Origin of the sequence: Pseudomonas sp. NPDC089554, from assembly GCF_050280645.1 — a bacterium.
Classification (GTDB): Bacteria; Pseudomonadota; Gammaproteobacteria; order Pseudomonadales; family Pseudomonadaceae; genus Aquipseudomonas.
The window spans coordinates 1-24,647 of record NZ_JBNNVR010000082.1 but is presented as its reverse complement, the minus strand read 5'-3'; the positions used below and the strand labels follow the sequence as shown (position 1 = coordinate 24,647).

At 63.9% G+C, this 24,647-nt stretch carries 19 protein-coding genes and 3 pseudogenes; 6 read left to right on the top strand and 16 right to left on the bottom strand.

What is annotated here, in order from left to right; genetic code table 11:
- Positions 1 to 21: 21 nt before the first annotated feature.
- Positions 22 to 84, top strand: a pseudogene (locus tag ACQKPE_RS20580) (cysteine hydrolase); the annotation flags it as partial.
- Here ACQKPE_RS20580 and guaB read toward each other — a convergent pair.
- From guaB to ACQKPE_RS20560, 4 genes and pseudogenes are all read right to left on the bottom strand, one after another.
- A pseudogene (gene guaB / locus ACQKPE_RS20575) lies at positions 84 to 1,061 on the bottom strand (IMP dehydrogenase); the annotation flags it as partial. The pseudogenes ACQKPE_RS20580 and guaB overlap by 1 nt on opposite strands.
- Before the next feature lie 96 nt (positions 1,062 to 1,157).
- A complete protein-coding gene (locus ACQKPE_RS20570; protein ID WP_427668451.1) occupies positions 1,158 to 1,715 on the bottom strand; it encodes a sugar ABC transporter ATPase in 558 nt (185 codons plus the stop codon).
- A 46-nt stretch (positions 1,716 to 1,761) separates the two neighbouring features.
- Positions 1,762 to 2,517 (bottom strand): TSUP family transporter, encoded by a 756-nt coding sequence (locus tag ACQKPE_RS20565; RefSeq protein ID WP_427668450.1) that lies wholly within the window; start codon positions 2,515 to 2,517, stop codon positions 1,762 to 1,764.
- Positions 2,518 to 2,594: 77 nt separating this feature from the next.
- Positions 2,595 to 3,359 (bottom strand): N-acetylmuramoyl-L-alanine amidase, encoded by a 765-nt coding sequence (locus ACQKPE_RS20560; RefSeq protein ID WP_427668453.1) that lies wholly within the window; start codon positions 3,357 to 3,359, stop codon positions 2,595 to 2,597.
- Between the two features lie 143 nt (positions 3,360 to 3,502).
- On the opposite strand from ACQKPE_RS20560, the gene xseA reads away from it, so the two are divergent.
- From xseA to ACQKPE_RS20540, 4 genes are all read left to right on the top strand, one after another.
- Positions 3,503 to 4,882, top strand: a complete 1,380-nt coding sequence (gene xseA, locus ACQKPE_RS20555) for an exodeoxyribonuclease VII large subunit (protein WP_427668449.1) — start codon at positions 3,503 to 3,505, stop codon at positions 4,880 to 4,882.
- A 3-nt stretch (positions 4,883 to 4,885) separates the two neighbouring features.
- Positions 4,886 to 5,713 (top strand): peptidoglycan DD-metalloendopeptidase family protein, encoded by an 828-nt coding sequence (locus ACQKPE_RS20550; protein WP_427668448.1) that lies wholly within the window; start codon positions 4,886 to 4,888, stop codon positions 5,711 to 5,713.
- Positions 5,714 to 6,116: 403 nt separating this feature from the next.
- Positions 6,117 to 7,790: a 2-isopropylmalate synthase gene (gene leuA / locus ACQKPE_RS20545; RefSeq protein WP_427668447.1), complete on the top strand. Its 1,674-nt coding sequence runs from the start codon at positions 6,117 to 6,119 to the stop codon at positions 7,788 to 7,790.
- 279 nt (positions 7,791 to 8,069) lie between these two features.
- Positions 8,070 to 10,031 (top strand): methyl-accepting chemotaxis protein, encoded by a 1,962-nt coding sequence (locus ACQKPE_RS20540; RefSeq protein ID WP_427668446.1) that lies wholly within the window; start codon positions 8,070 to 8,072, stop codon positions 10,029 to 10,031.
- Positions 10,032 to 10,106: 75 nt separating this feature from the next.
- Here the strand turns inward: ACQKPE_RS20540 and ACQKPE_RS20535 are convergent, their stop codons facing one another.
- The 3 genes and pseudogenes from ACQKPE_RS20535 to zwf all read right to left on the bottom strand — a co-directional run bounded on the left by ACQKPE_RS20535 (position 10,107) and on the right by zwf (position 12,966).
- Positions 10,107 to 10,781, bottom strand: a complete 675-nt coding sequence (locus ACQKPE_RS20535; protein WP_427668445.1) for a bifunctional 4-hydroxy-2-oxoglutarate aldolase/2-dehydro-3-deoxy-phosphogluconate aldolase — start codon at positions 10,779 to 10,781, stop codon at positions 10,107 to 10,109.
- Positions 10,782 to 10,798: 17 nt separating this feature from the next.
- Positions 10,799 to 11,512: a 6-phosphogluconolactonase gene (gene pgl, locus ACQKPE_RS20530; protein ID WP_427668444.1), complete on the bottom strand. Its 714-nt coding sequence runs from the start codon at positions 11,510 to 11,512 to the stop codon at positions 10,799 to 10,801.
- Positions 11,499 to 12,966 (bottom strand): annotated as a pseudogene (gene zwf, locus ACQKPE_RS20525) (glucose-6-phosphate dehydrogenase). The gene pgl and the pseudogene zwf overlap by 14 nt, the downstream one beginning before the upstream one ends.
- 209 nt (positions 12,967 to 13,175) lie before the next feature.
- On the opposite strand from zwf, the gene hexR reads away from it, so the two are divergent.
- On the top strand, positions 13,176 to 14,039 hold the full coding sequence (gene hexR / locus ACQKPE_RS20520; protein WP_375100489.1) for a DNA-binding transcriptional regulator HexR: 864 nt from the start codon (positions 13,176 to 13,178) through the stop codon (positions 14,037 to 14,039).
- Here hexR and ACQKPE_RS20515 read toward each other — a convergent pair.
- The 9 genes from ACQKPE_RS20515 to ACQKPE_RS20475 form a co-directional block, all read right to left on the bottom strand.
- Entirely contained in the window at positions 14,032 to 14,886 is an 855-nt protein-coding gene (locus ACQKPE_RS20515) for a D-hexose-6-phosphate mutarotase (protein ID WP_427668443.1), read from the bottom strand. The two genes, hexR and ACQKPE_RS20515, sit on opposite strands and share 8 nt — an antisense overlap.
- Before the next feature lie 230 nt (positions 14,887 to 15,116).
- Positions 15,117 to 16,460 carry a carbohydrate porin gene (locus tag ACQKPE_RS20510; protein WP_427668442.1) on the bottom strand — a complete coding sequence of 448 codons (1,344 nt, stop codon included), beginning with the start codon at positions 16,458 to 16,460 and terminating at the stop codon, positions 15,117 to 15,119.
- 39 nt (positions 16,461 to 16,499) lie between these two features.
- Positions 16,500 to 17,654, bottom strand: a complete 1,155-nt coding sequence (locus ACQKPE_RS20505; protein ID WP_427668441.1) for an ABC transporter ATP-binding protein — start codon at positions 17,652 to 17,654, stop codon at positions 16,500 to 16,502.
- 3 nt (positions 17,655 to 17,657) lie between these two features.
- A complete protein-coding gene (locus ACQKPE_RS20500) occupies positions 17,658 to 18,503 on the bottom strand; it encodes a carbohydrate ABC transporter permease (RefSeq protein WP_427668440.1) in 846 nt (281 codons plus the stop codon).
- Complete coding sequence (locus tag ACQKPE_RS20495; RefSeq protein WP_427668439.1) at positions 18,496 to 19,404, bottom strand: carbohydrate ABC transporter permease; 909 nt, start codon at positions 19,402 to 19,404, stop codon at positions 18,496 to 18,498. Before ACQKPE_RS20495 ends, ACQKPE_RS20500 begins: the two co-directional genes overlap by 8 nt.
- 183 nt (positions 19,405 to 19,587) lie before the next feature.
- Positions 19,588 to 20,874: an ABC transporter substrate-binding protein gene (locus tag ACQKPE_RS20490; RefSeq protein ID WP_427668438.1), complete on the bottom strand. Its 1,287-nt coding sequence runs from the start codon at positions 20,872 to 20,874 to the stop codon at positions 19,588 to 19,590.
- Between the two features lie 114 nt (positions 20,875 to 20,988).
- Positions 20,989 to 22,233 (bottom strand): AGE family epimerase/isomerase, encoded by a 1,245-nt coding sequence (locus tag ACQKPE_RS20485; RefSeq protein WP_427668437.1) that lies wholly within the window; start codon positions 22,231 to 22,233, stop codon positions 20,989 to 20,991.
- A 117-nt stretch (positions 22,234 to 22,350) separates the two neighbouring features.
- Complete coding sequence (locus ACQKPE_RS20480) at positions 22,351 to 23,817, bottom strand: ATP-binding protein (RefSeq protein WP_427668436.1); 1,467 nt, start codon at positions 23,815 to 23,817, stop codon at positions 22,351 to 22,353.
- Positions 23,798 to 24,496 (bottom strand): response regulator, encoded by a 699-nt coding sequence (locus ACQKPE_RS20475; protein ID WP_427668452.1) that lies wholly within the window; start codon positions 24,494 to 24,496, stop codon positions 23,798 to 23,800. Before ACQKPE_RS20475 ends, ACQKPE_RS20480 begins: the two co-directional genes overlap by 20 nt.
- Between the last annotated feature and the right edge of the window lie 151 nt (positions 24,497 to 24,647).

The following is a 24,647-nucleotide window of genomic DNA, read 5'->3' as shown; positions in this document are numbered from 1 at the left end:
CACTGCCCCAGGAGGCACGCAATGAGCAAACAGGCCCTGATCATCATCGACATCCAGAACGACTATTTCCCAGGCGGGAAGTGGGCGGCGGCGACGTTGGCGATGGCGGTGATTTGCGGCACGCCCACGCCTGCAACGATACGAGTGGTGCAGATCGAGCCTGGGCCGATGCCGACCTTGACGGCGTCGGCGCCCGCTTCGACCAGGGCCAGGGCAGCAGCGCCGGTGGCGATGTTGCCGCCGATCACTTGCACACTCGGGAAGTTTTCCTTGACCCAGCGAACGCGGTCGATCACGCCCTTGGAGTGACCATGGGCGGTGTCGACGATGATCACGTCGACACCTGCGGCAACCAGCGCCTTGACGCGATCACCGGTGTCCTTGCCGGTACCGACCGCGGCACCGACGCGCAGGCGACCTTGGTCGTCCTTGCTGGCCAGCGGGTAGGCCTTGGCTTTCTCGATGTCCTTGACGGTCATCATACCCTTGAGGCTGAACTTGTCGTCGACGATCAGCACTTTTTCCAGGCGGTGCTTGTGCAGCAGCTCGCGGACTTCGTTCTTGTCGGCGCCTTCGCGGACGGTGACCAGACGCTCTTTAGGCGTCATCACGTCGCGTACCTTGGCTTCCAGACGGCTTTCGAAGCGCACGTCACGGGACGTGACGATACCGACCAGGTCACCGTTCTCCAGCACCGGAACACCGGAGATGTTGTTCAGACGGGTGAGTTCGAACAGGTCGCGCACGGTGGCGTCGGCGTCGATGGTGATCGGGTCCTTGACCACGCCAGCCTCGAACTTCTTGACCTTGCGTACTTCGCCGGCCTGCTGGTCGATGGTCATGTTCTTGTGAATGATGCCGATGCCGCCTTCCTGGGCCATGGCGATGGCCAGGCGCGCTTCGGTGACGGTATCCATGGCAGCGGAAACCAGCGGAATGTTCAGCTCGATGCCACGAGTCAAACGGGTCTTGAGACTGACTTCATTGGGCAGTACCTCGGAGTAGCCAGGTACAAGGAGGATATCGTCGAAGGTCAGGGCTTCTTGGCTGATACGCAGCATCGCGGGGGCTCCCGGGCGGGAAAAATGGAAGCGCGCCATTATACTCATCCACGGCGCGCCACTCAATGCAAATCAACGCGAAATAAGGGCCTTCGGTCAGGGTTTCGCCAGTTTGACCTGTACCACCGCCACCGGCTGGTCGAGCCAGTCGGCGAAGCTGTCGATAAAGGCCTGGGTAAAGCCTGCCTCGCCCCAGTTGTTGAAGATGAACCCCAGGTTGGAAAAGGCACAGGGCTGCAGGTAGAGAAAGCCATTGATGTCGTCCTCGAAGCCGCACAGCGGGCAGGTGAAGTTGTCGCTCACCCCCGGCATCCACTCTTCCAGGCTTTCGAACAGCGGTTCGCCCACCTCGCGCCGGCACTGCGGGCAACCGGCCTCTTCAAGAAAGCCGTCGGCGGGGGTATAGATGCAGCGCTTTAGCACCACCTCCAAACCATTGACCGGCGCGCCGAACGGCAGTTTTTCCGGGTGCAGCGCCACCTTGCGGGCACCCTCGGCCAGGGCATGGCCCATGCGGTTGCCGGTGCGCCCGCAGGTGGTCAGTTGCTCCTCGACGACGTTCTCGCGCACCAGCCAGCGCAGAATTGCCCGGGCGCGGGCTTCGTGCACCGGCACGGTGGACAGTTTGGGGACGATGATGCTCTGGGTGTTCATGAACGGGACGGGCCTGCGAACTGCGGTAATCGCGCAATTCTACCCCTCAGCCGCTCAGGTAGCGACCGATCAGCGCCAGGCCACTGGCCAACACCAGCCAGGTGACCAGCCGCACGAAGGCTTCGCGCGACAGTTTCAGGGTCAGCCGCCGCCCTACCCAAAGGCCAGCGAACATCACCGGCAGCAGGCAGGCGGCGAGCAGCAACAGGCTGCTGTCGGCGTAGACCCCAGCGAACAGGAACAACGACAGGCGCACCACCGTGCTGCAACTGATCAGCGCGCTCTGGGTGGCGCGGGCCTGCTCCTTGGCGCCCAGCCGGGCGTTGAGGTAGATCGCATAGAGGAAGCCGCCACTGCCGAACAACGCGCCAAACAACCCTCCCAGCGTCCCCATCGGCACCGCCCAGGCGCCAGCAAGGCGTGCCGGACGCACCTTCACCGCCAGGCTGTAGAGTGCATAAGCGGTGACGAACAGCCCCATCAGCAACAGCAACAGGTCGGACTTGAGCCGCAGCAGGAACATCACCCCCAGCGTGCAGCCCAGCGCCATGAACGGCAACAAGCGCAGTAGCTCACCGCGCACCACATCGCGTCGCGATGGCAGCAGGTTGCCAAAGGCCGCGACGAAGTCCAGCAGCACCAGCAAGGGGATTATCCGCGACAGCGGCATGAAGTGGATCAGTACCGGGCCTGCGACCAACGCGGTGCCGAAGCCGGCAATGCCAAAGACGACGTAGGCGGCGCCTACGCCGGCCAGGATGGAAAACCAGTCGAGGGCGGTGAACGACAGTTGAGCGAGCATGCCACGGGCTCCAGGTGCGACCTGCGAAGATTAGCCAGCCGCCCCCACTGTCGAAAAGGCCTCGCGTGAAATTCGCCTCAAGCGTTATAGCGCTGCACCAAGGCAAACAGGATCGCGGCCGTCTCGGCGTCCGCCACGCCCCGGTAATTCGCTGGCCGGAAGTGCAGCTGGAAGGCCCTGAGCAGCGACTGCACGGACCTGGCGTCCGGCTGGGCTGGAACGCTGTAACCATAGGTACGCAGTTTCTCCAGCAACTCGGCCTGGGTTGGCATCTGGCGTGTGAACTGCGCCTGGTATTGCGCCTTCACGGTATCGTCATACCACGCGCCGATACCGGCCTCATGCAACTGCTGCCAAGGGAATGCAGCCCCGGGGTCACTCTTGCGTCCGATGGAAATATCGCTGTGCCCCAACACGTGAGTCGGCGTGATATCGGGGTAACGCTGCAGAATGTCCTGGCAAACCTGGACCAAGGCGGCGATCTGCTCCGGGTGGTAGTCCGGGAAGTTGAACTGGCCGTTGCTCACCGAGGCCTGGTTGACCAGTTCTATGCCGATCGCCGTATCGTTCAAGCCCGTGCGCACGCCCCATGCGCTGCTACCTGAATGCCAGGCACGCTCGTTTTCGTCGACCAGGCTGAAGATGCGCGTCTTGTCGAAACCTGCACGGGTGTAAGACGGGTCGGTGGGAGACGGTATCAGGTAGTGAGCGCTGACCTGATCCCCCCTGGCCAGGGCGTTGACCGAACTCTGGAAGTTGGCTGCGGTGTAATGAAGAACAAGAAAACGCACACGCCGATTGAAGGCTTTCGAGCGATATGTGGTGGAATCGATGGGGTACATCATGGTGCCTCCTAGATTGATAGACCTGAAAAACCTAAGGGCTTCTTCCAATCCGGTAAGTAGGCGTTATCAACACATGGCGTAGTCCCGCCCGCACATGCAACACAGTGCATCAGCCCATCATGTCCTTTATGATGCCCGCCATGATCAGAGACCCTTTCGAACGACTCGGCCTGGACCGCGAGGTCCTCACCGTCAGCCAGCTCAACGGCCGCGCCCGCGTGCTGTTGGAAGACGTGTTCCGCAGCGTGTGGGTAGAAGGCGAGATCTCCAACCTCGCCCGCCCGGCCTCCGGCCACCTCTATTTCACCCTCAAGGACAGCGGTGCACAGGTGCGTTGCGCGCTGTTCCGCCAGAACGCCGCCCGTGTGCGCCAGGCCCTGCGTGATGGCCTGGCGGTGAAGGTGCGCGGCAAGGTGTCGTTGTTCGAGGGACGTGGCGACTACCAGCTGATCGTCGATGCCGTGGAGCCTGCGGGCGATGGCGCCCTGCGCCTGGCCTTCGAGGCCCTCAAGGAAAAGCTCGGCGCCGAAGGGTTGTTCAGCACCGAACGCAAGCGCTCGCTGCCCGCGCACCCACAGCGCATCGGCATCATCACCTCGCCCACGGGCGCTGTAATCCGCGACATCATCAGCGTGTTCAAGCGGCGTGCGCCGCAGGTCGAACTGAACCTGATCCCCACCGCGGTGCAGGGTCGCGAAGCCATCGGGCAGATCGTGCGCGCCCTGCAACTGGCCGACAGCCGCGGCTTCGACGCGCTGATCCTGGCCCGTGGCGGCGGCTCGCTGGAAGACCTCTGGTGCTTCAACGAGGAAGCCGTGGCCCGCGCCGTGGCCGCCTGCGTGACGCCGATCGTCAGCGCCGTGGGCCATGAAACCGATGTGTCGATCAGCGATTTCGTTGCCGACGTACGCGCACCGACACCGTCGGCCGCCGCCGAACTGTTGGCCCCCGACAACAGCGGCCTGCAACAGCGCCTCGACAGCCTGCAACGGCGCCTGCTGCTGCGCATGCGCAGCCGCCTGGCCCACGACCAGCTGCGCGTGGAAGGCCTGGCCCGGCGCCTGCGCCACCCCGGCGAGCGCCTGCGCCAACAGGCCCAGCGCCTGGACGACCTGGACATGTGCCTGCGTCGCGCCTTCCAGCAGGCGATGCAGCAACGCCATCAGCAGCTTGGCCGCCTGGACACGCGCCTGGCCGCGCAGCACCCGGGCCGCAACCTGAAACTGCTGAGCCAGCGCCTGGACAGCCTCGCCGAACGCCTGCCCCGGGCCATGCGCGAAGTGCTCAAGGACCGCCGCCAGCGCTTCCAAAGCCAATTGCAGACGCTGCAAGTGGTCAGCCCGCTGGCCACCCTGGCGCGCGGCTACAGCATCCTGCTCGACGAGCGCGGCCAGGCCATCCGCAGCGCCGCCCAGACCCGCAACGGCCAACGCCTGACCGCCCGCCTGAACGAAGGCGAGCTACAGGTGCGAGTCGAAGACAACCACCAGACCCCGGTCACCCTTTCGCTTCTGGACTGATAAATGCCCCGTCTGCTCGCGCCCCTGTTCGCCCTCTCCTGCCTGCTGCTGGCCAGCGTCGCCCAGGCCAGCTACATCACCCGTACCTTGAACAAGCCCGTGCCCGGCGGCGTGGCGGTGATCGACCTCGGCCCCGCCGCCAGCGCCCCGAGCGCGCGCTTCGACGGCAAGCCGGTGCTGGTGGTCAAGGAGCAGGACACCTGGCTGGCCATCGTCGGCATCCCCCTGACCCAGAAGCCGGGTACCGCCAGCCTCAGCCAGGGCGGGCGCAACCTGGCGTTCACCGTGGGTAGCAAGAAATACCCCGAGCAGCACATCACCCTGAAGAACAAGCGCCAGGTCAACCCCAACCCCGCCGACCTCAAGCGCATCGACCGCGAGCTGGCCGAGCAGGTCGCGGCCTACCGCCAGTTCAGTACAGGCCTGCCGAGCAACCTGATCCTCGACAAGCCGGTCAATGGCCCACTGTCGAGCAAGTTCGGCGTGCGCCGCTTCTTCAACGGTGAAGAACGCAACCCGCATTCGGGCCTGGACTTCGCCGTACCGGCGGGCACGCCGATCAAGACCCCGGCCAATGGCAAGGTGATCCTGGTGGGCGACTACTTCTTCAATGGCCAGACCGTGTTCGTCGACCATGGCCAGGGCTTCATCAGCATGTTCTGCCACATGTCGAAGATCGACGTGAAGAACGGCCAGGTGCTGCGTCGTGGCGAGGTGGTCGGACGGGTGGGCGCCACTGGACGCGCGACCGGGCCGCACATGCACTGGAACGTCAGCCTGAACGATGCGCGGGTGGACCCGGCGATCTTCATTGGCGCGTTCCAACCCTAAGCTTCGCGGCGCCCTCTTCGCGGGCAAGCCCGCTCCTACAGGTTCAGCGCAAACCCTGTAGGAGCGGGCTTGCCCGCGAAGAAGGCGACCCGGCATCCCGCCTTGCGCCATCGGAAAAACCAGCGCAACCAAATCTTACAAAACAGAAATCAAAAACAATAAAATCTCGACAATTCCACTTTTTTAAGCATTCCTCTCAATTTTCCCCGAACACTTGCCATCCCCCACCCCACTGGTTAGGGTTGAAGGCATGAAAATCTTCACCACCCTCATTCTGCTCCGCCAACATCGCAGCCTTTGCCTGGTCAGTGCACGACTACCCAGGTAAACCGCGTCGCCTCGCCGCTTCATCTCGTTATCGCCCGGCAGGCCCGATCAGGCCGCACATTAAAGGATTGCTCCAATGACCATGCTCAAAGACCCGTCGAAGAAGTACCGCGCGTTCCCGACCATCGACCTCCCCGACCGCACCTGGCCGTCGAAGACCATCACCCAGGCGCCGATCTGGTGCAGCTCCGACCTGCGTGACGGCAACCAGTCGCTGATCGAGCCGATGGACGCGGCGAAGAAGCTGCGCTTCTGGAAGACCCTGGTCCAGGTGGGCGTGAAGGAAATCGAAGCCTCGTTCCCTTCGGCTTCGCAAACCGACTTCGACTTCGTGCGCACCCTGATCGAAGAAGGCCACATCCCGGACGACACCACCATCCAGGTGCTCACCCAGGCCCGTGAAGACCTCATCGCCCGTACCTTCGAGTCGCTGCGCGGGGCCAAGAAGGCCATCGTGCACCTGTACAACGCCACCTGCCCGTCGTTCCGCCGCATCGTCTTCAACCAGGACAAGCAAGGCGTGAAGGACATCGCCGTGAACGCCGCCAAGCTGTTCGTCAAGTACGCCGCCCAGCAGCCGGAAACCCAGTGGACCTTCCAGTACTCGCCGGAAACCTTCAGCGCCACCGAGCTCGAGTTCGCCAAGGAAGTCTGCGATGCGGTGATCGAGGTGTGGAACCCCACCCCCGAGCACAAGATCATCCTCAACCTGCCGGCCACCGTTGAAGTGGCAACGCCGAACGTCTACGCCGACCAGATCGAGTGGTTCTGCCGCAACGTCAACCGCCGCGACAGCGTGATCATCAGCCTGCACACCCACAACGACCGTGGCACCGGCATCGCCGCCACCGAGCTGGGCCTGATGGCCGGTGCCGACCGCGCCGAAGGCTGCCTGTTCGGCAACGGCGAGCGCACCGGTAACGTCGACCTGGTGACCCTGGCACTGAACCTCTACACCCAAGGCATCGACCCGCAACTGGACTCCTCCGACATCGACGGCGTGCGCAAGGTGGTCGAAGAGTGCAACCAGCTGCCGGTGCACCCACGTCATCCGTACGTTGGCGACCTGGTCCACACCGCGTTCTCCGGCTCGCACCAGGACGCCATTCGCAAGGGCTTCACCCAGCAGAAAGACGACACCCTGTGGGAAGTACCTTACCTGCCGATCGACCCGGCCGACATCGGCCGCAGCTACGAGGCGGTGATCCGCGTCAACAGCCAGTCGGGCAAGGGTGGCATCACCTACCTGCTCGAGCAGGAATACGGCATCAGCCTGCCGCGTCGCATGCAGATCGAGTTCAGCCAGGTGGTACAAGGCGAAACCGACCGCCTGGGCCTGGAAATGACAGCCCAGCAGATCCACAAGCTGCTGCAGAAAGAGTACCTGCAGGCCAACTCGCCATATGCGCTGGTCAGCCATCGCCTGCAGGAAGAGAACGGCAGCAGCCATGTGCAGGTGGAAGTGTCCGGTGAAGGCGAAACCACGCTGCACTGGCAAGGCAAGGGCAATGGCGCCCTGGAAGCCCTGGTGGCCGGCCTGCCGGTCGCGGTGGAAATCATGGACTACAATGAGCACGCCATCGGCGCTGGCACCAACGCCAAGGCAGCTGCCTACATCGAGCTGCGTGTGGCCGGTGGCCGCCCGGTGCACGGCGTGGGCATCGACGAGAACATCACCACCGCCAGCTTCAAGGCGCTGTTCAGCGCGCTGAACCGCTCGCTGAGCCAGCAGGCAGCGAAAGCGGCCTGATCTCGAATTTCAGCGCTACAGAAAAGCCCGTATCGAAAGATACGGGCTTTTTATTTGCAGCATGCGTAACTAAAACACTACAGAAACATTAAATTGCACCGAGATGGACCAATAATACTTTCAATGTTTGTTTATGGTGCATTTTATTTTAATTATTAATAACTTCCTTATCTTCCGAAACTTCCCAAGCGCATCGTAGAATCCTAGCTGCGGGCCATTCAATAACAACAGCAGTGCACGCACTCCTCGACCTTCCCTGCTCATGACGAGGCTCTACGTATGCTGACCAATGCCCCTCTGCGCCTGAAGCTGCTGTTGATCGTATTGTTCCCATTGTTCGGTTTCCTCGTGCTTTGCTCGCTATACCTGCTGGACAACTACCGCACCCTGCGTGAAATGGAAGGTGCCGCCAGTGCCAGCGATACTGCCCAGTCGTTGAGTACCCTTATTACCCACCTGCAACGCGAGCGCGGCGCCAGTGGCGTATTCATCGGCACCCGCGGCGCCTCGATGGGAGACCGCCTCGGGCAACTGCGCAAAGCCTCTGGCGCGGCAATAGAAACAGTCGACAATTTGCCCAATGCCCAACAGCAAGACATGCAAACGCTGCTCGCCACTCTCAAGCAACTGCCCGCGTTGCGCGAACAGGTCGACAAACTGTCAATCGACAGCGGCGCCTCCGGTGCGCGTTATACCGAGATCATCCAGCAACTGGTCGGTTATACCCATTCATTGGAGAACCGCGTCAGCGATGTGCGGGTGGGCCATGCACTCAACGCACTCAACCAGTTCGTCGAGTTGAAAGAACGCGCCGGACGCGAGCGCGCCTTGCTCGGCGTAGTCTTCGCACAAGATCGTAGCGACGCCGCGCTGCTCTCCCGAGTCAACCGCAACCTGGGTGAATTCAACGCCTATGCCGACAGTTTCCGGCGCAAAGCCCCCGCCGAGCTGCTGAGCCAGTACAACGCCTTGACCCAGTCGCCTGCCGCCGCCGAAGTAGCCAGGCTGCAAGCCCTGGTACTCGAACGTCCACTGGGCCAACCACTGGGCGTAAACCCGCAGGCCTGGTTCGACACCTCGACCCAGCGCATCGACCAGATGACCGAGATCGAACAGCGCCTGGCGCAGCAAGTCGGAACACTGGCAACCACCGCGCGCGGCGAAGCCAGCCAGACGCTGTGGCTGACATTGAGCGGCGCCCTGCTCGCCCTGGCACTGGTGGCCCTGCTGTCGTGGGTCATCATTCGCGGCATCGGCAAAGCGGTGCAGGACATCAACGCCGCGCTCGACAGCCTGGCCAACCGCGACCTGAGCGCGCGCACCCATTACCGTAGCGCAGACGAGTTCGGGCAGATCGCCAGCAACCTCAACCGCACAGCCCAGGAGCTGACCAGCATCATCCAGGAAATCGGCAACGCCACCGCGCAGGTGGCCACCGCTGCCGAGGAGTCTTCGGCGGTGACCTTGCAGACCAGCCGCAGCGTCGAGCAGCAACGCCAGAGCACGGAACTGGTGGCCACCGCCATCAACCAGATGAGCGCCACGGTGCGCGAAGTGGCGCAGAGCACCGCCGATGCTGCCAGCCTGTCGCAGCAGATGCACACCAGCACCGCCCAGGGGCGCCAGGAGGTCGACGGCACCATCGAGCTGATTCACGAGCTTTCCGGGCAGGCCCAGCAAACTGCCGAGGTGATCGAGCAGCTCAAGCGCGAAAGCGATGCCATCACCTCGGTGCTGGACGTCATCGGCGACATCGCCGAGCAGACCAACCTGCTGGCCCTGAACGCCGCCATCGAGGCCGCACGAGCAGGCGACCATGGCCGCGGCTTCGCCGTGGTGGCTTCGGAAGTGCGCAGCCTGGCGCAGAAGACTCAGGAATCGACCGGCAATATCCAGGCGATGATCGCGCGTTTGCAGGATGGCTCCGACCGCGCCACGCGCTCCATGGTGCAGACACTGGACAAGGCCCGCAGCGGCGCCAGCCGCATTGGGCGTGCCGGTGAACTGCTGGCCGAGATCAGCGAGGGCGTGGCGCAGATCAACGACCGCAACCTGCAAATCGCCTCGGCCGCCGAGGAACAGAGTGCAGTCACCGACGACATCAACCGCAACGTCACCGAGATCAACGAATTGGTCATCCAGGTGAGTGCCGGCGCGCAGCAGACCACCGTGACCAGCCAGGAATTGGCACGCCTGGCCGAGCAACAGCAGCACCTGGTGGCGCGCTTCAAGGTGGCCTAGCCACCTTTTCCGAGGCAAAAAAAAGGGGCGCCGACCAAGCGCCCCACAAGCCGTGCAGCACACAACGAATTCACATCACTCCAGCAGCGCCATGGCCTCCGCACTGCACGCCTCGATCCGGCCCCAGTCGCCGTTCTTGATCCAGCTGCTGTCGAGCATCCAAGTACCGCCCACGCACATCACATTGGGCAAGGCCATGTAATTGCGCACGTTGGCCGGGTTCACCCCGCCAGTCGGGCAGAAACGAATATCGCCGAACGGGCCGGCAAAGGCCTTGATCGCCGCAACGCCGCCGCTGATCTCGGCGGGGAACAGCTTGAAGCGGCGGTAACCCAGGGCATAGCCCATCATGATTTCCGACGGTGTGCTGATACCCGGCAGCAACGGGATGTCGCTCTGCACGCCAGCCTCGAGGATTTCCCGGGTGATGCCCGGGGTCACCACGAACTGTGCGCCAGCAGCCTCGACCGCCGCGAACATCGCAGGGTCCAGCACGGTGCCCGCGCCGACGCACAGCTCCGGGCGCTGCTCACGCAGCACCTGGATGGCCTTCAGGCCGTGGGCCGAACGCAGGGTCACCTCCAGGGTGCGGATTCCACCAGCAGCCAGCGCATCGGCCAGCGGCAGGATGTCTTCCTCACGGGCGATGGTGATCACCGGCAGGATGCGCGCCTTGTCGCAGATCGCATCGATGCGGGCGACTTTCTCAGCCATCGAGAGCAAAGGTTGTGGGCGTTCAAGGGTGGTCATGACAGTGGATCCTTGGCTCATGGGCACCAGTAGATGTCCAGGGGGTCGTGAAGAAAGGCGCGAATCGGCATTTCGGTCAGGTCATCGGCGGCCAGCGCGGCGCGCAGGGTAGCGAGTTTGCCCGCACCTTGCACCGCCAGGGCAATGAAACTCGCGCTGGCCAGTAGCGAACGGGTCATCGACAGGCGCTGGTGCGGCACGCTCGGCGCCAGCATGGGCAGGCAACGGCGTGTGCCACGCACGTCCAGGCCCTCGGCCAGGTTCGGGCTGGCCGGGAACAGCGAGGCGGTGTGCCCGTCATCGCCCATTCCCAGCACCAACACATCGATTGGCGGCAGCTCGGCCAGGGCCAGGTCGGCCAGGTCGGCGGCGTGCTCAAGGCTGGCGGCGTTCTGGTACAGGCCGAGGAACCGCGCCTTGGCGGCCTCGCCCTTGAACAGGTGTCGCGCCAGCAACCCGGCGTTGCTGTCGGCGTGTTCCACCGGCACCCAGCGCTCGTCGGCCAGGCTGACGATGACCTTCGACCAGTCCAACACCTGCGCCGAAAGCTGCTCGAGGAACGGCACCGGGCTGCGACCGCCCGACAGCACCAGGCAGGCCTGGCCTTTCTCGGCAATGGCACTACGCAGTCGGTCTGCCACATCGAGGGCCAGGGTGTTCGCCAGGGCTTTGCCATCCGCCAATTGATGCGCCTTCACAGCCGCCGACAGTTGCAGTTCAGATATCGCCATACCATGCCCTCCCATCGCGGGTAATCAGTGCAATCGAGCTCATCGGCCCCCACGACCCCGCCGCGTAGGGCTTGGGTGCGTCGCCGGCGTTCTTCCAACCGGCGATCAGCTGGTCGCACCAGGTCCAGGCGTACTCGATCTCGTCCTTGCGCACGAACAGGTTCTGGTTGCCACGCATCACTTCCAGCAGCAAGCGCTCGTAGGCATCCGGAATCCGCGCGCTGCGCCAGGTGTCGGAAAAATTCAGTTGCAGCGGGCCGCTGCGCAGTTGCATGCCCTTGTCCAGGCCTTGCTCCTTGGTCATCACCCGCAGAGAGATACCTTCGTCCGGTTGCAGGCGAATGATCAGCTTGTTGCCGATTTGCAGGCGCTGCTCCGGGGCGAAGATATAGTGCGGGGTTTCCTTGAAGTGGATGACGATCTGCGACAGTTTTTGCGGCATACGCTTGCCGGTACGCAGGTAGAACGGCACCCCCGACCAGCGCCAGTTGCGAATGTCGGCGCGCAGGGCCACGAAGGTCTCGGTGTCGCTCTGGGCGTTGGAGTTTTCTTCTTCCAGGTAGCCCGGCACCGGCTTGCCGTCGCTGTAGCCGGCGATGTACTGGCCACGTACCACGCGGGTGCTCAAGCCCTCGCCGGTGATCGGCGCCAGGGCCTTGAGCACCTTGACCTTCTCGTCGCGGATGCTGTCGGCGGAAAGGTCGCTGGGTGGGTCCATGGCGATCAGGCAGCAGCTGCAACAGATGGTTCTGGATCATGTCGCGCAGTTGGCCGGCCTTGTCGAAATAGCCCCAGCGGCCTTCGATACCGACCTTCTCGGCGACAGTGATCTCCACGTGGGAGATGGAGTTCTGGTTCCACTGGGTTTCGAACAGGCTGTTGGCGAAACGCAGGGCAATCAGGTTCTGCACCGTCTCCTTGCCCAGGTAGTGGTCGATGCGGTACACGCGGCTTTCGGGGAAGAAACGTGCCACGGCATCGTTGACCCGGCGCGACGACTCAAGGTCGTGCCCGATGGGTTTCTCCAGCACCACCCTGGTGCGCGCGGCCAGGCCCGCCTTGTCGAGGTTCTCGCAGATCGCGCCATACACCGCCGCAGCGGTGGCGAAGTAGGCGATCAGCGGCAAGCCGTCGGCAGCCTGCTCGGCCAGGGCCAGGTAGCCCTCGGTTTCAAGGAAGTCCAGGTGCTGGTAGCTCAGGCGCCCGAGAAAACGCTGCAAGGCCGCGGCCTCTATGTCCGCGTCGGGGACGAAGCGGCGCAGCTGGGCTTCGATATGGGCCAGGTGCTGTTCGGCACTGCCGGCCTCGCGGGCCAGGGCCAGCAGGCGGGTGTCGGCGTGCAGCAAGCCGGCGCGGTCGAGTTGGTAAAGGGCAGGAAACAACTTGCGCAACGCCAGGTCGCCAAGGGCACCAAACAGGGCAAATGTGCAAGGTTCTACACTGATCGCGGCCATGATGTTGGTTCTTTTATTAAAGTTGCGCTAGGAATACCGTTTTCGACCAGACATTTCAAGATAAATGTAGTAAAAACCACAACATTAAACAGCATTCTCATAGACAAGTGGTATGACAACACCACCGACAGTACGATAGACAACCCTGCAAAAAGCCTGCTGCCCCGGCAGCCGGTCGTCTTCCGACCCAAGGACATACCATGGACCGCGTGCGAAACCTCCTGGAACAGATCCAGGGACGCCTCGACGAGCTGAACAAGGCCGAACGCAAAGTCGCCGAAGTCATCCTGCTCAACCCGCAACAGGCCACCCGCTTCAGCATTGCCGCCCTGGCCCAGGCGGCCTCGGTCAGCGAGCCGACCGTCAACCGCTTCTGCCGCTCGTTCGGCGTCAGCGGCTACCCCGAACTCAAGCTGCAACTGGCGCAGAGCCTGGCCAGCGGCGCGGCCTACGTGAGCCGCGCGGTGGAGGCCGACGACGACCCGGCGGCCTACACCCAGAAAATCTTCGCCAGCGCCATCGCCTCGCTGGACAGCGCCTGCCAGCAGATCGACCCGCAGCAGGTCAGCCGTGCCGTGGACATGATGATCCAGGCCCGGCAGATCCACTTCTTCGGCCTGGGCGCCTCGGCCCCGGTGGCCATGGACGCGCAGCACAAGTTCTTCCGCTTCAACCTGGCCGTGTCGGCCCACCCCGACGTGCTGATGCAGCGCATGCTGGCCTCGGTGGCGCACACCGGCGACCTGTTCGTGATCATTTCCTACACCGGGCGCACCCGCGAGCTGGTGGAAGTGGCGCGCCAGGCCCGGGAGAACGGCGCCTCGGTGCTCGGCATCACCGCCGCCGACTCGCCGCTGGCCAAGGCCTGTAGCCTGAGCCTGCACCTGCCACTGCCGGAAGACACCGACATCTACATGCCGATGACCTCGCGAATCATCCAGCTGACCGTGCTCGATGTACTCGCCACCGGCATGACCCTGCGCCGCGGCTCGGACTTCCAGCCGCACCTGCGCAAGATCAAGGAAAGCCTCAACGCCAGCCGCTACCCGGCCGAGGACAAAGACCTCAACTGAGGCGCTGGGCCTGCAGGCGCAGGTGGGCACGCTGCCCCGGCGCCAGGCTCAGGCCCTCGCCACTGCCGCTGGCGGCCTCGACGCAAACGAAGCGCTGGCTTTCGCGACCGCTCACCCCCATCAAGGGGCGGTTGCCGGGGTGCCACACCACGGTGTCGTCGCTGTCGCCGGTGTCGATATGCAGCTCGCGCTGCCAGGCCGGGTCGCGCAATTGCACCGAGGGTGTTCCCGGGTAGATGCGCTGGCAGCCGCCCTGCACCATCAAGGCGTCCTCCTGACGACAGGCCTGGCGGCTGAGCACGTCGTAACCTTCCACATTTTCCAGCCCAGACAGCGCTATCTTTGCCACGTCACTAATACGCCAGTAGGCCAGCAGCGCATGACTCAGTTGGCAGGTTTCGCTGTCCTGGTGCTCGGTGCAGAGCTTCAGCTCCATGCCTGCGCCCAGGCGTGCATGCAGGTCGACCTGCCAGTCGCACAGTTGCAGGCGCCATTTCAGGCTTACGCCCTGTTCGTCTTCGCGGCTGTCAACCAACTTCCAGTCGAGCAGGCGCGCCCAGCCGTGGGTGGGCCACAGGTCTTCGCTGGGGTGACGGCCATACCAGGGCCAGCACACCGGCACGCCACCGCGGATCGCGCCCACCTGCGGCCAGGTTTCGGCGCACCACAGCCAAGGGCGTTCGCCAGTGGGTTGGAAATGCAGCAATTGCGCGCCCTGGCGGCTGAACACGGCCTGGCAGCGCGGGTGGTCGATGATCAGGACATCACGCTGCTGGTGTCGCTCCCACTCGAAGGTCGGCCGGGGCCGCTGCGCGTTGAAGAAGCGGTGGAGCGGATGTTCGGGCATGAGGTGGCTCGTTGTTGTCATTAAAAAGTCGCGATTAGGGGAGCCTGTTGGGTTGGCGATGGCTTCTTCGCGGGCAAGCCCGCTCCTACAGGTGCTGCGCCGCTCTTGAGAACGGTGGAGAACCTGTAGGAGCGGGCTTGCCCGCGAAGAAGCCAATACCGAACCAAAGGCTCCCCGCTGTCGGCTGAAAGGCAGGCCGACACAATGGCGTAAATTTACAACAAATCGCTTCAGAAGGACGACTGAATCTTCAAGCCCGCGACCAACGCGTTGTCCACGTCATCCACCCCGCCAGGGCTCTTGATGTACTGCAGGTTCGGCCGCACGGTCAGCCAGTTGGTGACGTGGAAACCGTAGTACAGCTCGGCGTTGTACTCGGTGCGTTGCAGCGGCACGAAGCCTGGGTTGTCGTAGTCGGTAATGCCGCTGACACCATTGCGCTGCTCGGCGCGTTTCTTCACGTCGTCGTTCACGTGGATACGCGCGATACCCAGGCCGATGTCATCCTTGGGCCGCGAATCGAAGGCGCCCTTGTAGACCAGGCCTACCTGCTGGTAGTTGTCGATGACGTTGGTTTCCTTGTCATGCACGGTGAAGTTGGCGAACAGGCTCAGACCGCGGCTGGCATCGCCGCCATGTGCCGTGACCTGCTGCTGCGCCACCACCCACCAGCCATGCTTGCTCGAGTGCGACTTGAACCCTTCGCCGGTCAGCCCTTGCGGGTTGCCATTGACGTCCTCGTAGACATCGTCGGCCTTGGCGGTGCTGTAGTAGTAGCCCAGGCGATACTCGCCCGGCAGGCCATTGACCTTGGGCGACCAGACCATCTCCACCGGCAGGATCGCACCCTTGGTGCCGCTGCCGCTGAGCTTGAAGCCGTTGCCGGTTTCCAGGTTGGAGGGGTTCTGCTCGAACGCGCCCACCTGCACGAAGAACTCCGGCGTGATGTTGTATTTGACCCGCAGCGCCCACTGGCTGACCGGCCAGTTGTACCAGATGCCGCCCACCCAGTTGCCCACCTGCGAGCCGCAGAACGCCAGGTTCTGGAAGTCGCACGGGAAGCTGTTGAAGTCCTCGCCTTCGCCGAAGCGGCCGAATTTCACATCCAGCGCGCCGTCGAAGTACTTCTGCTTGATCCACATCTGGGTCAGGCGCCAGGTCTGGCCACGGCCCCACACTTCCTGCACCGAGCTCAAGTGCCCGGCGCGCGGGTCGCTGATGCGGTCGTTGGACAGGTTGCGACCGCTACGCTCGGTGATCGCCAACTTGAACTCGGTGTCGTTCCAACCCAGGATCTTCTCCAGGTCCAGATGCGCCCCCAGGGCGAACTGGTGGGTGTAGCGGGCAGTCTTGTCGTCGTTGTAGCCGCCGTTGAGGTTGCCGGCGCCTTCAGCGACGTAGTCGAGGGTGAAGTCGTAGCCTTTCTCGATCAGTTCGGTACGCGTGCCACCCCAGTCGCCAGTCATCCATTTCGACTCGCTGGAGAAAGCCTCTGCGGCCTGCGCGCCATTGCTGCCAACCACAGCCAGCAAGGCGAGCGAGCCCAGGGTTTTGAAACGTATGCGATGGTCCATCCGTTATTTCCTCTTTCCTTGTTATCGATGGTTTGAAACTCAACGTCCCTTGAAGCGCGTCACGTTGTCCTTGACCACCTGGCCTGCGGCAGACAGGTCCAGGCGCTCGCCGCTGGCGGCGTCGAACAGCAGTACGCGTGCCGGGTCGAACTGCAGGTTGAGGCTGTCGCCGACCCGGCAGGCGACATCCGGTGCCAGGCGGCAGCACACTTTGGTTTGGTTGAGGGTGACGAACACCAGCAGGTCAGGCCCGGTGGGCTCGGTGACCTGTACCTCGGCACGAATGGCTGGCAGGCCATTGCCTTCGGCGGCGCCCAATGCGATCTGCTCCGGGCGCACACCGAGGATCACTTCACGGCCCTCCAGCGCTGCGCTGTCGACACCCAGCGGTAGTTCGCAACGCGCCTGGCCGCTGTCGAGCAGCGCCAACAGGCGGCCGTCCTGGCGGGTGATGCGCACGGGGATGAAGTTCATTGGCGGCGAGCCGATGAAGCTGGCGACGAACTGGTTGGCCGGGTCGTTGTAGATCTGCTGCGGGGTGCCGAACTGCTGGATGATGCCGTCCTTCATCACCGCCACCTTGTCACCCAGGGTCATGGCCTCGATCTGGTCGTGGGTCACGTACACCGTGGTGGTCTTCAGGCGCTGGTGCATCAGCTTCATTTCCGTGCGCATTTCCACGCGCAGCTTGGCGTCGAGGTTCGACAGCGGCTCGTCGAACAGGTAGATCTTCGGCCGCCGCGCCAACGCCCGGCCCATGGCCACGCGCTGCTGCTGGCCGCCGGAAAGCTGGCCAGGCTTGCGGCTGAGCAAGTGTTCGATCTGCAGCAGCTTGGCCACCCGCGACACCTCCTCGTCGATGGCCGACTGCGGCATCTTGCGGATCTTCAAACCGAACTCGATGTTCTCGCGCACGCTCATGGTCGGGTACAGCGCATAGGACTGGAACACCATGGCGATGTCGCGATCCTTCGGGCTCATGCCGGAAACATCCTGGTCGTCGATCAGGATCGCCCCGCCGGTGATCTGCTCAAGGCCTGCGATGCAGTTCATCAAGGTGGATTTTCCGCAGCCTGAAGGCCCGACCAGGATCAGGAACTCGCCATCCTTGATCGCCAGCTGGATGTCCTTGAGGGTGTCCGGAAGGCCACTGCCGTAGGTCTTGTTTACATTGCGAAGTTCGAGCGTTGCCATGACTTACCCCTTGACCGCGCCGGCCGTGAGCCCGCGCACGAAATACTTGCCTGCGACCACATAGACCAGCAGGGTTGGCAGCGCGGCGATCATTGCCGCCGCCATGTCGACGTTGTATTCCTTGGCCCCGGTGCTGGTGTTGACCAGGTTGTTCAGGGCCACAGTGATCGGTTGCGAGTCGCCGCTGGAGAACACCACGCCGAACAAGAAATCGTTCCAGATCTGGGTGAACTGCCAGATCAGGCAGACCATGATGATCGGCGTGGACATCGGCAAAATGATGCACCGGAAGATGGTGAAGAACCCGGCACCATCCAGGCGCGCAGCCTTGACCAGGGCATCCGGGATGCTCACGTAGTAGTTGCGGAAAAACAGTGTGGTGAAGGCCAGGCCATACACCACGTGCACCAGCACCAGGCCCGTGGTGGTGCTGGCCAGGCCCAGCTTGCCGAGGGTGAACGAGGCCGGCAGCAGCACGGTCTGGAACGGCAGGAAGCAACCGAACAGCAGCAGCCCGAAGAACAATTGCGAGCCGCGGAAGCGCCACATCGACAGCACGTAGCCGTTCAGCGCGCCGATGGCGGTGGAGATCAGCACCGCCGGCACGGTGATCATGATCGAGTTCCAGAAGAAGCCACTGACCGTGGCCCAGGCCTTCACCCAACCGATGGCGGTGAACGCCTGCGGCCAGCTCAACAGGTTGCCGGTGCCGATGTCTTCCGGGGTCTTGAAGCTGGTCAGCAACATCACCACCAGCGGCACCAGGTACAGCAGCACGGCGGCCAGCAGCACCGCGTGGATGGCGAGGCGGCCCAGACTCATGGCCGGTTTTTCCACAGGGTTAGTCATGGCGCTTGGTCCTCAGCTCCGAGTACAGGTACGGCACGAGGATCGCGAGAATGGCCCCGAGCATCAGGATCGCGCTGGCCGAGCCCATGCCCATCTGGCCGCGGCTGAAGGTGAAGGAGTACATGAACATCGCCGGCAGGTCGGAGGAGTAGCCGGGGCCACCGGCGGTCATCGCCGCCACCAGGTCGAAGCTCTTGATGGCGATGTGCGAAAGGATCATCAGCGAGCTGAAGAACACCGGGCGCAGGCTCGGCAGCACCACGGTCCAGTAGATGCGCGGCATGCTCGCGCCGTCGATCTGCGCGGCGCGGATGATCGACTGGTCGACCCCGCGCAGGCCGGCGAGGAACATCGCCATGATGAAGCCCGAGGCTTGCCACACGGCGGCGATCACCAGGCAGTACACGACGCGGTCCGGGTCGATCAGCCAGTCGAAGCGAAAGCCTTCCCAGCCCCAGTCGCGCAGCAGTTTGTCCAGGCCCATGCCGGGGTTGAGCAGCCATTTCCAGGCAGTACCGGTGACGATCATCGACAGCGCCATGGGGTACAGGTAGATGGTGCGGATCACCCCTTCGCGGCGGATGCGCTGGTCGAGGAACACTGCCAGCAGCACGCCGATCACCAGGGTGACGCCAATGAACAGGCCACCGAACACCAGCAGGTTCTTGCTCGCCACCCACCAGCGGTCGTTGTCGAACAGCCGCGCGTACTGGGCGAAGCCCGCCCACTTGTAGGTCGGCAGGAACGTGGAGGTGGTGAACGAGAGGACGAAGGTCCACAGGATGTAGCCGTAGAAGCCCACCAGGACGATGAACATGCTCGGCGCCAGCACCAGTTTCGGCAGCCAGCGCTGTAGAGCGTCCAGGGGTGAGGCCCGCAGTTGGGCGGTAGTTGTAGTCATGGTTTCAATTCCGGAGCGAGGGCTTTTTGTGGGAGCGGCCTTGTGTCGCGATAGGGCTGCGCAGCAGCCCCAGGCGGCCTCGGCATCAACCTGATATGCGTGGAACCGGGGGCCGCTACGCGGCCCTATCGCGACACAAGGCCGCTCCCACAACAGCATCAGGCCCGCGCATGGCCAGGGCGATTACTGGGCGGCCTTGACCGCCGCCGCCAGTTTCTTCGCCGCATCGGCCGGGTCGGCCTTGGGGTCGTTGATGTAGTTGGTCACCACATCGAAGAACGCGCCCTGCACCGCCAGCGTGGTGGCCATGTTGTGCGCCATGCTCGGTTGCAGACCGCCGGACTTGGCGTCGGCCAGGAAGTCCTTGGCAGCGGTCTGGGCGCAGCTGTCGAAGCCGTATTTATCCATGCTGGCGAGCATGTCGTTGCGCACCGGGATCGAGCCCTTGTTGATGCTGAAGGTCTTCTGGAAGTCCTCGCCCAGCACGCGCTTGGCGATGTCCTGCTGGCCCGCGGTGGTGCCTTCGTTCTTCTGCTTGAACACCGCCAGCGAGTCGATGTTGTAGAGGAAGCCCTTCTCGGTGCCGGGGAACGGCACGCATTGGTAGTCCTTGCCGGCGGTCTTCTTGGCCAGGGTCCATTCGCTCTTGGCCCAGTCGCCCATGATCTGCATGCCGGCCTTGCCGTTGATGACCTTGGCCGCCTCCAGGTTCCAGTCCTGGCCCTTGCCGTCAGGGTCCATGTAGGTGGCGACCTTCTTCAGCTCGGCCAGTGCCTTGACCATCTCGGGGCCGGTCAGGGCCTTTTCATCCAGCTCCACCAACGCTTTCTTGTAGCCCTCGATGCCCATCACCGCGAGCACCACGTTCTCGAACACGGTGCTGTCCTGCCAAGGCTGGCCACCATGGGCCAGGGGGATGAAACCGGCAGCCTTGAGCTTGTCGGCGGCGGCATAGAATTCGTCCAGGGTGGTCGGCGCCTTGTCGATGCCAGCCTTCTTGAACACCTCGGGGTTGATCCACAGCCAGTTGATGCGGTGGATGTTCACGGGCACCGCCACATAGTCGCCGTCGTACTTCACGGTGTCGGCGACCTTCTTGTCGAGCAGGCTGTCCCACTTCTCCTGCTTGGCGACATCTTCGAGCACGTCGGTGTCGAGCAGGCCGGTGGCGGCCCAGTCCTGGATGTCCGGGCCCTTGATCTGCGCGACACCCGGCGGGTTGCCGGCCACGGCGCGGCTCTTGAGCACGGTCATGGCCGTGGCGCCACCGCCACCGGCAACGGCGCCGTCTTTCCAGGTGAAGCCGTCTTTCTCGACCTGGGCCTTGAGCACATCGACCGCGGCCTTTTCGCCACCGGAGGTCCACCAGTGCACCACCTCGACGCTGCCTTTGGAGTCGGCGGCGAAGGCGCTGAGGGGCATGAGCGAGGCGAGGGAAATGGCAGCGGCGAGACGCAGAGTGGAATTCATCGGTGTACCTTTCTTGTTGTTATGCGGTGCAAGTCATTCGCTTGCGTTGCAGGAAGTCTAATCAGCGCGCAGGCTCGGCAAGTAACGAAGCGATGCGCGAATGTCATCAGTTGGTTACATTCCCCGGGCCAGCGCGCTGGCCAGGCTCGGCGCCAGCGCCAGGCGTGGCAACAGCACGGCCTGGTAGGCATGGTAGAGGTCGGGCTTGCCGCCCCAGATGGTGGCGCTGGGCAGGTTCTGCGGGCTCAGCTCGTGGTGCCAGCTGCCTTGGACGCGGTCGATGAAATGGGTGTCGATGAACGCCCAGAAACGCCGATACCACTGCTCGTAGTGCGCCTGCCCGGTGCGGCGCAACAAGGCCGCCGACGTAGCGCAGGCCTCGGCATGCACCCAGTGCAGGCGCTCGCGCACCACCGGGCGGTTATGCCAGTCCAGGGTGTAGACCAGCCCCGGTTCGCCATCGGCATGCCAGGCGTGGCAGCAGGCGTTGTCGAACAGCCCTTGGGCGGCAGGCAGCAGCCAGTCGGGCGTGGGTAACCCGGCATGTTGGCGCGCCGCCTCCAGATGCAGCACCAGGCGTGCCCACTCGAAGGCGTGGCCGGGGGTGGTGCCATAGGGGCGGAAGCCATCGGCGGGGTTGTCATGGTTGTAGTCCGGCAGCGATTGCCAATGACTGTCGAAATGCTCGATCACGCCATAGCCGTTGGCGGCGGCGTGGCCATGGATGATGCGCTCGACGATACGCAAGGCGCGCTCCAGCCAGCGGGTGTCGCCGGTGACATCGGCCAGGGCAAGGAACGCCTCGGTCGCGTGCATGTTGCTGTTGGCACCGCGATAAGCCTCCGGCTGCTGCCAGTCACGGGCGAAGGACTCGCGCAGCGCGCCCTCCTGTTCGCTCCAGAAATGGGTATCGAGAATGCCGATGACATCGTCGAGCAAGGCCTGCGCGCCCTCACTGCCAGCCACCACCGCAGAGCTTGCCGCCAAAGCGACGAAGGCATGCAGGTAGGCGGCCTTGCCGGTATCACCCTGCCCTTCGGCGCAGGCGAACCAGCCGCCGTGGAGCCCATCGCGCAGCGGCCCACGCAGCGCCGCGACACCATGCTCGACCAGCGCCAGGCAACCCGGCACACCCTGGACATGGGCCATGGCGAAGCAGTGGGTCATGCGTGCGGTGTTCATGGTTTCGGCAATGGCGCCCTCGGGCAGTCGGCCCTGGGCATCGAGGTTGCCGAAGCCTGCGGGCAGCCGCGAGGCCTTGGCGAAGGCCACCAGGCGCAGGCCTTCGGCGACCAGCCAGCCCGCGTGTACGGGGGCGCGGAGCCAACTGCTGGAGGGTAAATCGACGCTGTTCGTCACCTGTCCGATCCTTGCCAGGGACAGGCCCGGTGCCTGTCGTCAGCGAATAGTAACCAGCCACCCTGGCCGGCATGTCACGAAGGCCTGCGCGAATGTCACAACCTTGTGACAGTTCGATCAGTAGATATTTCGCGGCAGGCACAAGGTCACCCGCAACCCACCTTCGCTGCGGTTCAACAGGCTCACCTCCCCTCCATGGCTATGCGCGATATTGCGCGCGATCCCCAACCCCAACCCATACCCCTGCTGCTGCCCGGCCAGGCGGAAATGCGGCTCGAACACCTGCTCCAGTCGCTGCTGCGGCACCCCCGGCCCCTGGTCGTCGACTTGCAGCACGAAGGCATCGTCACTGTCGATGATGCGCAGGTGCGCGCGCTCGCCGTACTTGATCGCGTTGTCGATCAGGTTGCCGATACACCGCCGCAACGCCAGGGACTTGCCGAGATACGGCGCCTGCGCCCGCCCCTCAACGGTAATGCGGCCATCGCCCAGATACGGCTCGGCCAGAATCTCCAGCACCTGGTTGAGGTCGATCGGCTCGATGTTCTCGTGGATATCGGTGTCCTTCACGCACTGCAACGCGCCCTTCACCAGCAGCTCCAACTCATCGAGGTCGCGGCTGAACTTGGCTTGCAGGCGCTCGTCCTCCAGCAGCTCCACCCGCAGGCGCAAGCGGGTGATCGGCGTGCGCAGGTCGTGGGAAATGGCGCTGAACAGTTGCGAGCGCTCAGTGAGGTAGCGGCTGATGCGCTCGCGCATGGTGTTGAAAGCACGCCCCACCTCCACCACTTCGCTGCCACCCCCCTCAGCCACTGGCGGCACATCCGCACCCAGCGACATCTCCCGCGCGGCCCGCGCCAGGCGCTTGAGCGGCGAGCTCTGCCAATGCACCAGCAGGCCGATGAACAGCAACAACAAGGCAGTGGTCAGCATGATGAAGCCGAGCTGTTGGCGCGGCAGGCGTTCGGGCTCCAGGCCCGTGTAGGGCTCAGGCAGCAGCGAGGCGATGTACAGCCACTCGCCTTCGTCGAGGCGGATCTGCGTCACCAGCACCGGCGGGTTGAGCGGTTCGAGGGTCAAGGCGTAGTGCGCCCAGGACCGCGGCAGCTCGTCGAGCTTCAGGCCGCTGTTGAAGATGCGCAGCTCATCGGGGCTGACGAACTCCACCGAGACTTCCATCTGCTGGCCCAGGCGCTCATGCAACACCTGCTGGAACACCTCGATCACCGCCTGCTTGCGCGGGGTGATGGGCAACACCTGCATGTTCAGCGGTTTTTCGTTGAGCGACACGAAGAAACGCGTGCCGCCCATGCTGCGCAACTGGTCGAGCACCATGGGCCGGTAGGCCACCGGCAACGAACGGAAGTAACTGACGCTGGCGCTCATCGAATGGGCCAGGCTGCTGGCGCTGGCGCGCAGGCCTTGCAACTGGCTGGCGCGCAACTGGGCGACCCAGATCAGGCTCGACAAGCCCTGGGCCAGCAACACCACCACCAAGGTGAGCAGCAGCATGCGCCCCAGCAGCGAACGCGGTAGAAACCGCCAGCGCCGTTCGGCGCCACGCTCAGCCGGCAGGGCAGACATGGGCCGCCAACAAGTAACCGCTGCCGCGCACCGTGCGGATCAGCCGTGGCGGTTTGCCGGTGTCGCGCAGGCGCTGGCGCAGACGGCTGACCGCCATGTCGACGATGCGGTCCAGCGGCATCGGCTCGCGGCCACGGGTGGCATTGCCGATGGTGTCGCGGTCGAGAATTTGCTGCGGGTGGTCGAGGAACAGCTTGAGCAAGGCGAAGTCGGCACCGGACAGAATCACCTCCTCGCCATCGCGGTGGAACAGGCGGTGGCTGACCGTGTCCAGGCGCCAGTCGTCGAAGGCCAGCACGGCGTTGCCCGGCGCACTCTGGACAAAATCGCAGCGACGCAGCAGGGCCTTGATGCGGGCCTGCAACTCGCGCGGACTGAAGGGTTTGCCCAGGTAGTCGTCGGCGCCCAGCTCCAGGCCGATGACCCGGTCGGCCTCGTCGGAGCTGGCGGTGAGCATGATGATCGGCACCCGCGACTGGCGCGGGTGCTGGCGTACCCAGCGGCACAGGCTGAAGCCGTCCTCGTCGGGCAGCATCACATCGAGGATCACCAGGTCGCATGGCGCGGCATCCAGGGCCTGGCGAAAGCCCTGGCCGTCGGGCTCGGCGCGCACCTGAAAACCGGCGCGGCTCAGGTAGGTTTGCAGCAGTTCGCGGATTTCCTGGTCGTCGTCGACCATCAGGATGTTCTTACCGGCAGTGCTCACAATGAAGTCCTTTTTGTTCGGTGCGAGTCTTTATGCCCGCTTTGCCGTTGTATCGGCGGTGCTGCATTCGCGGGCAAGCCCGCTCCTACAGGAGTTGTGGTGACCCTGTAGGAGCGGGCTTGCC

Excerpts from the sequence above, each read along its gene's own strand:
- ACQKPE_RS20570 (WP_427668451.1), bottom strand. The coding sequence starts at position 1,715 with ATGAACACCCAGAGCATCATCGTCCCCAAACTGTCCACCGTGCCGGTG.
- ACQKPE_RS20565 (WP_427668450.1), bottom strand. The coding sequence starts at position 2,517 with ATGCTCGCTCAACTGTCGTTCACCGCCCTCGACTGGTTTTCCATCCTG.
- ACQKPE_RS20560 (WP_427668453.1), bottom strand. The coding sequence starts at position 3,359 with ATGTACCCCATCGATTCCACCACATATCGCTCGAAAGCCTTCAATCGG.
- xseA (WP_427668449.1), top strand. The coding sequence starts at position 3,503 with ATGATCAGAGACCCTTTCGAACGACTCGGCCTGGACCGCGAGGTCCTC.
- ACQKPE_RS20550 (WP_427668448.1), top strand. The coding sequence starts at position 4,886 with ATGCCCCGTCTGCTCGCGCCCCTGTTCGCCCTCTCCTGCCTGCTGCTG.
- leuA (WP_427668447.1), top strand. The coding sequence starts at position 6,117 with ATGACCATGCTCAAAGACCCGTCGAAGAAGTACCGCGCGTTCCCGACC.
- ACQKPE_RS20540 (WP_427668446.1), top strand. The coding sequence starts at position 8,070 with ATGCTGACCAATGCCCCTCTGCGCCTGAAGCTGCTGTTGATCGTATTG.
- ACQKPE_RS20535 (WP_427668445.1), bottom strand. The coding sequence starts at position 10,781 with ATGACCACCCTTGAACGCCCACAACCTTTGCTCTCGATGGCTGAGAAA.
- pgl (WP_427668444.1), bottom strand. The coding sequence starts at position 11,512 with ATGGCGATATCTGAACTGCAACTGTCGGCGGCTGTGAAGGCGCATCAA.
- ACQKPE_RS20515 (WP_427668443.1), bottom strand. The coding sequence starts at position 14,886 with ATGCCCGAACATCCGCTCCACCGCTTCTTCAACGCGCAGCGGCCCCGG.
- ACQKPE_RS20510 (WP_427668442.1), bottom strand. The coding sequence starts at position 16,460 with ATGGACCATCGCATACGTTTCAAAACCCTGGGCTCGCTCGCCTTGCTG.
- ACQKPE_RS20505 (WP_427668441.1), bottom strand. The coding sequence starts at position 17,654 with ATGGCAACGCTCGAACTTCGCAATGTAAACAAGACCTACGGCAGTGGC.
- ACQKPE_RS20500 (WP_427668440.1), bottom strand. The coding sequence starts at position 18,503 with ATGACTAACCCTGTGGAAAAACCGGCCATGAGTCTGGGCCGCCTCGCC.
- ACQKPE_RS20495 (WP_427668439.1), bottom strand. The coding sequence starts at position 19,404 with ATGACTACAACTACCGCCCAACTGCGGGCCTCACCCCTGGACGCTCTA.
- ACQKPE_RS20490 (WP_427668438.1), bottom strand. The coding sequence starts at position 20,874 with ATGAATTCCACTCTGCGTCTCGCCGCTGCCATTTCCCTCGCCTCGCTC.
- ACQKPE_RS20480 (WP_427668436.1), bottom strand. The coding sequence starts at position 23,817 with ATGTCTGCCCTGCCGGCTGAGCGTGGCGCCGAACGGCGCTGGCGGTTT.
- ACQKPE_RS20475 (WP_427668452.1), bottom strand. The coding sequence starts at position 24,496 with ATGGTCGACGACGACCAGGAAATCCGCGAACTGCTGCAAACCTACCTG.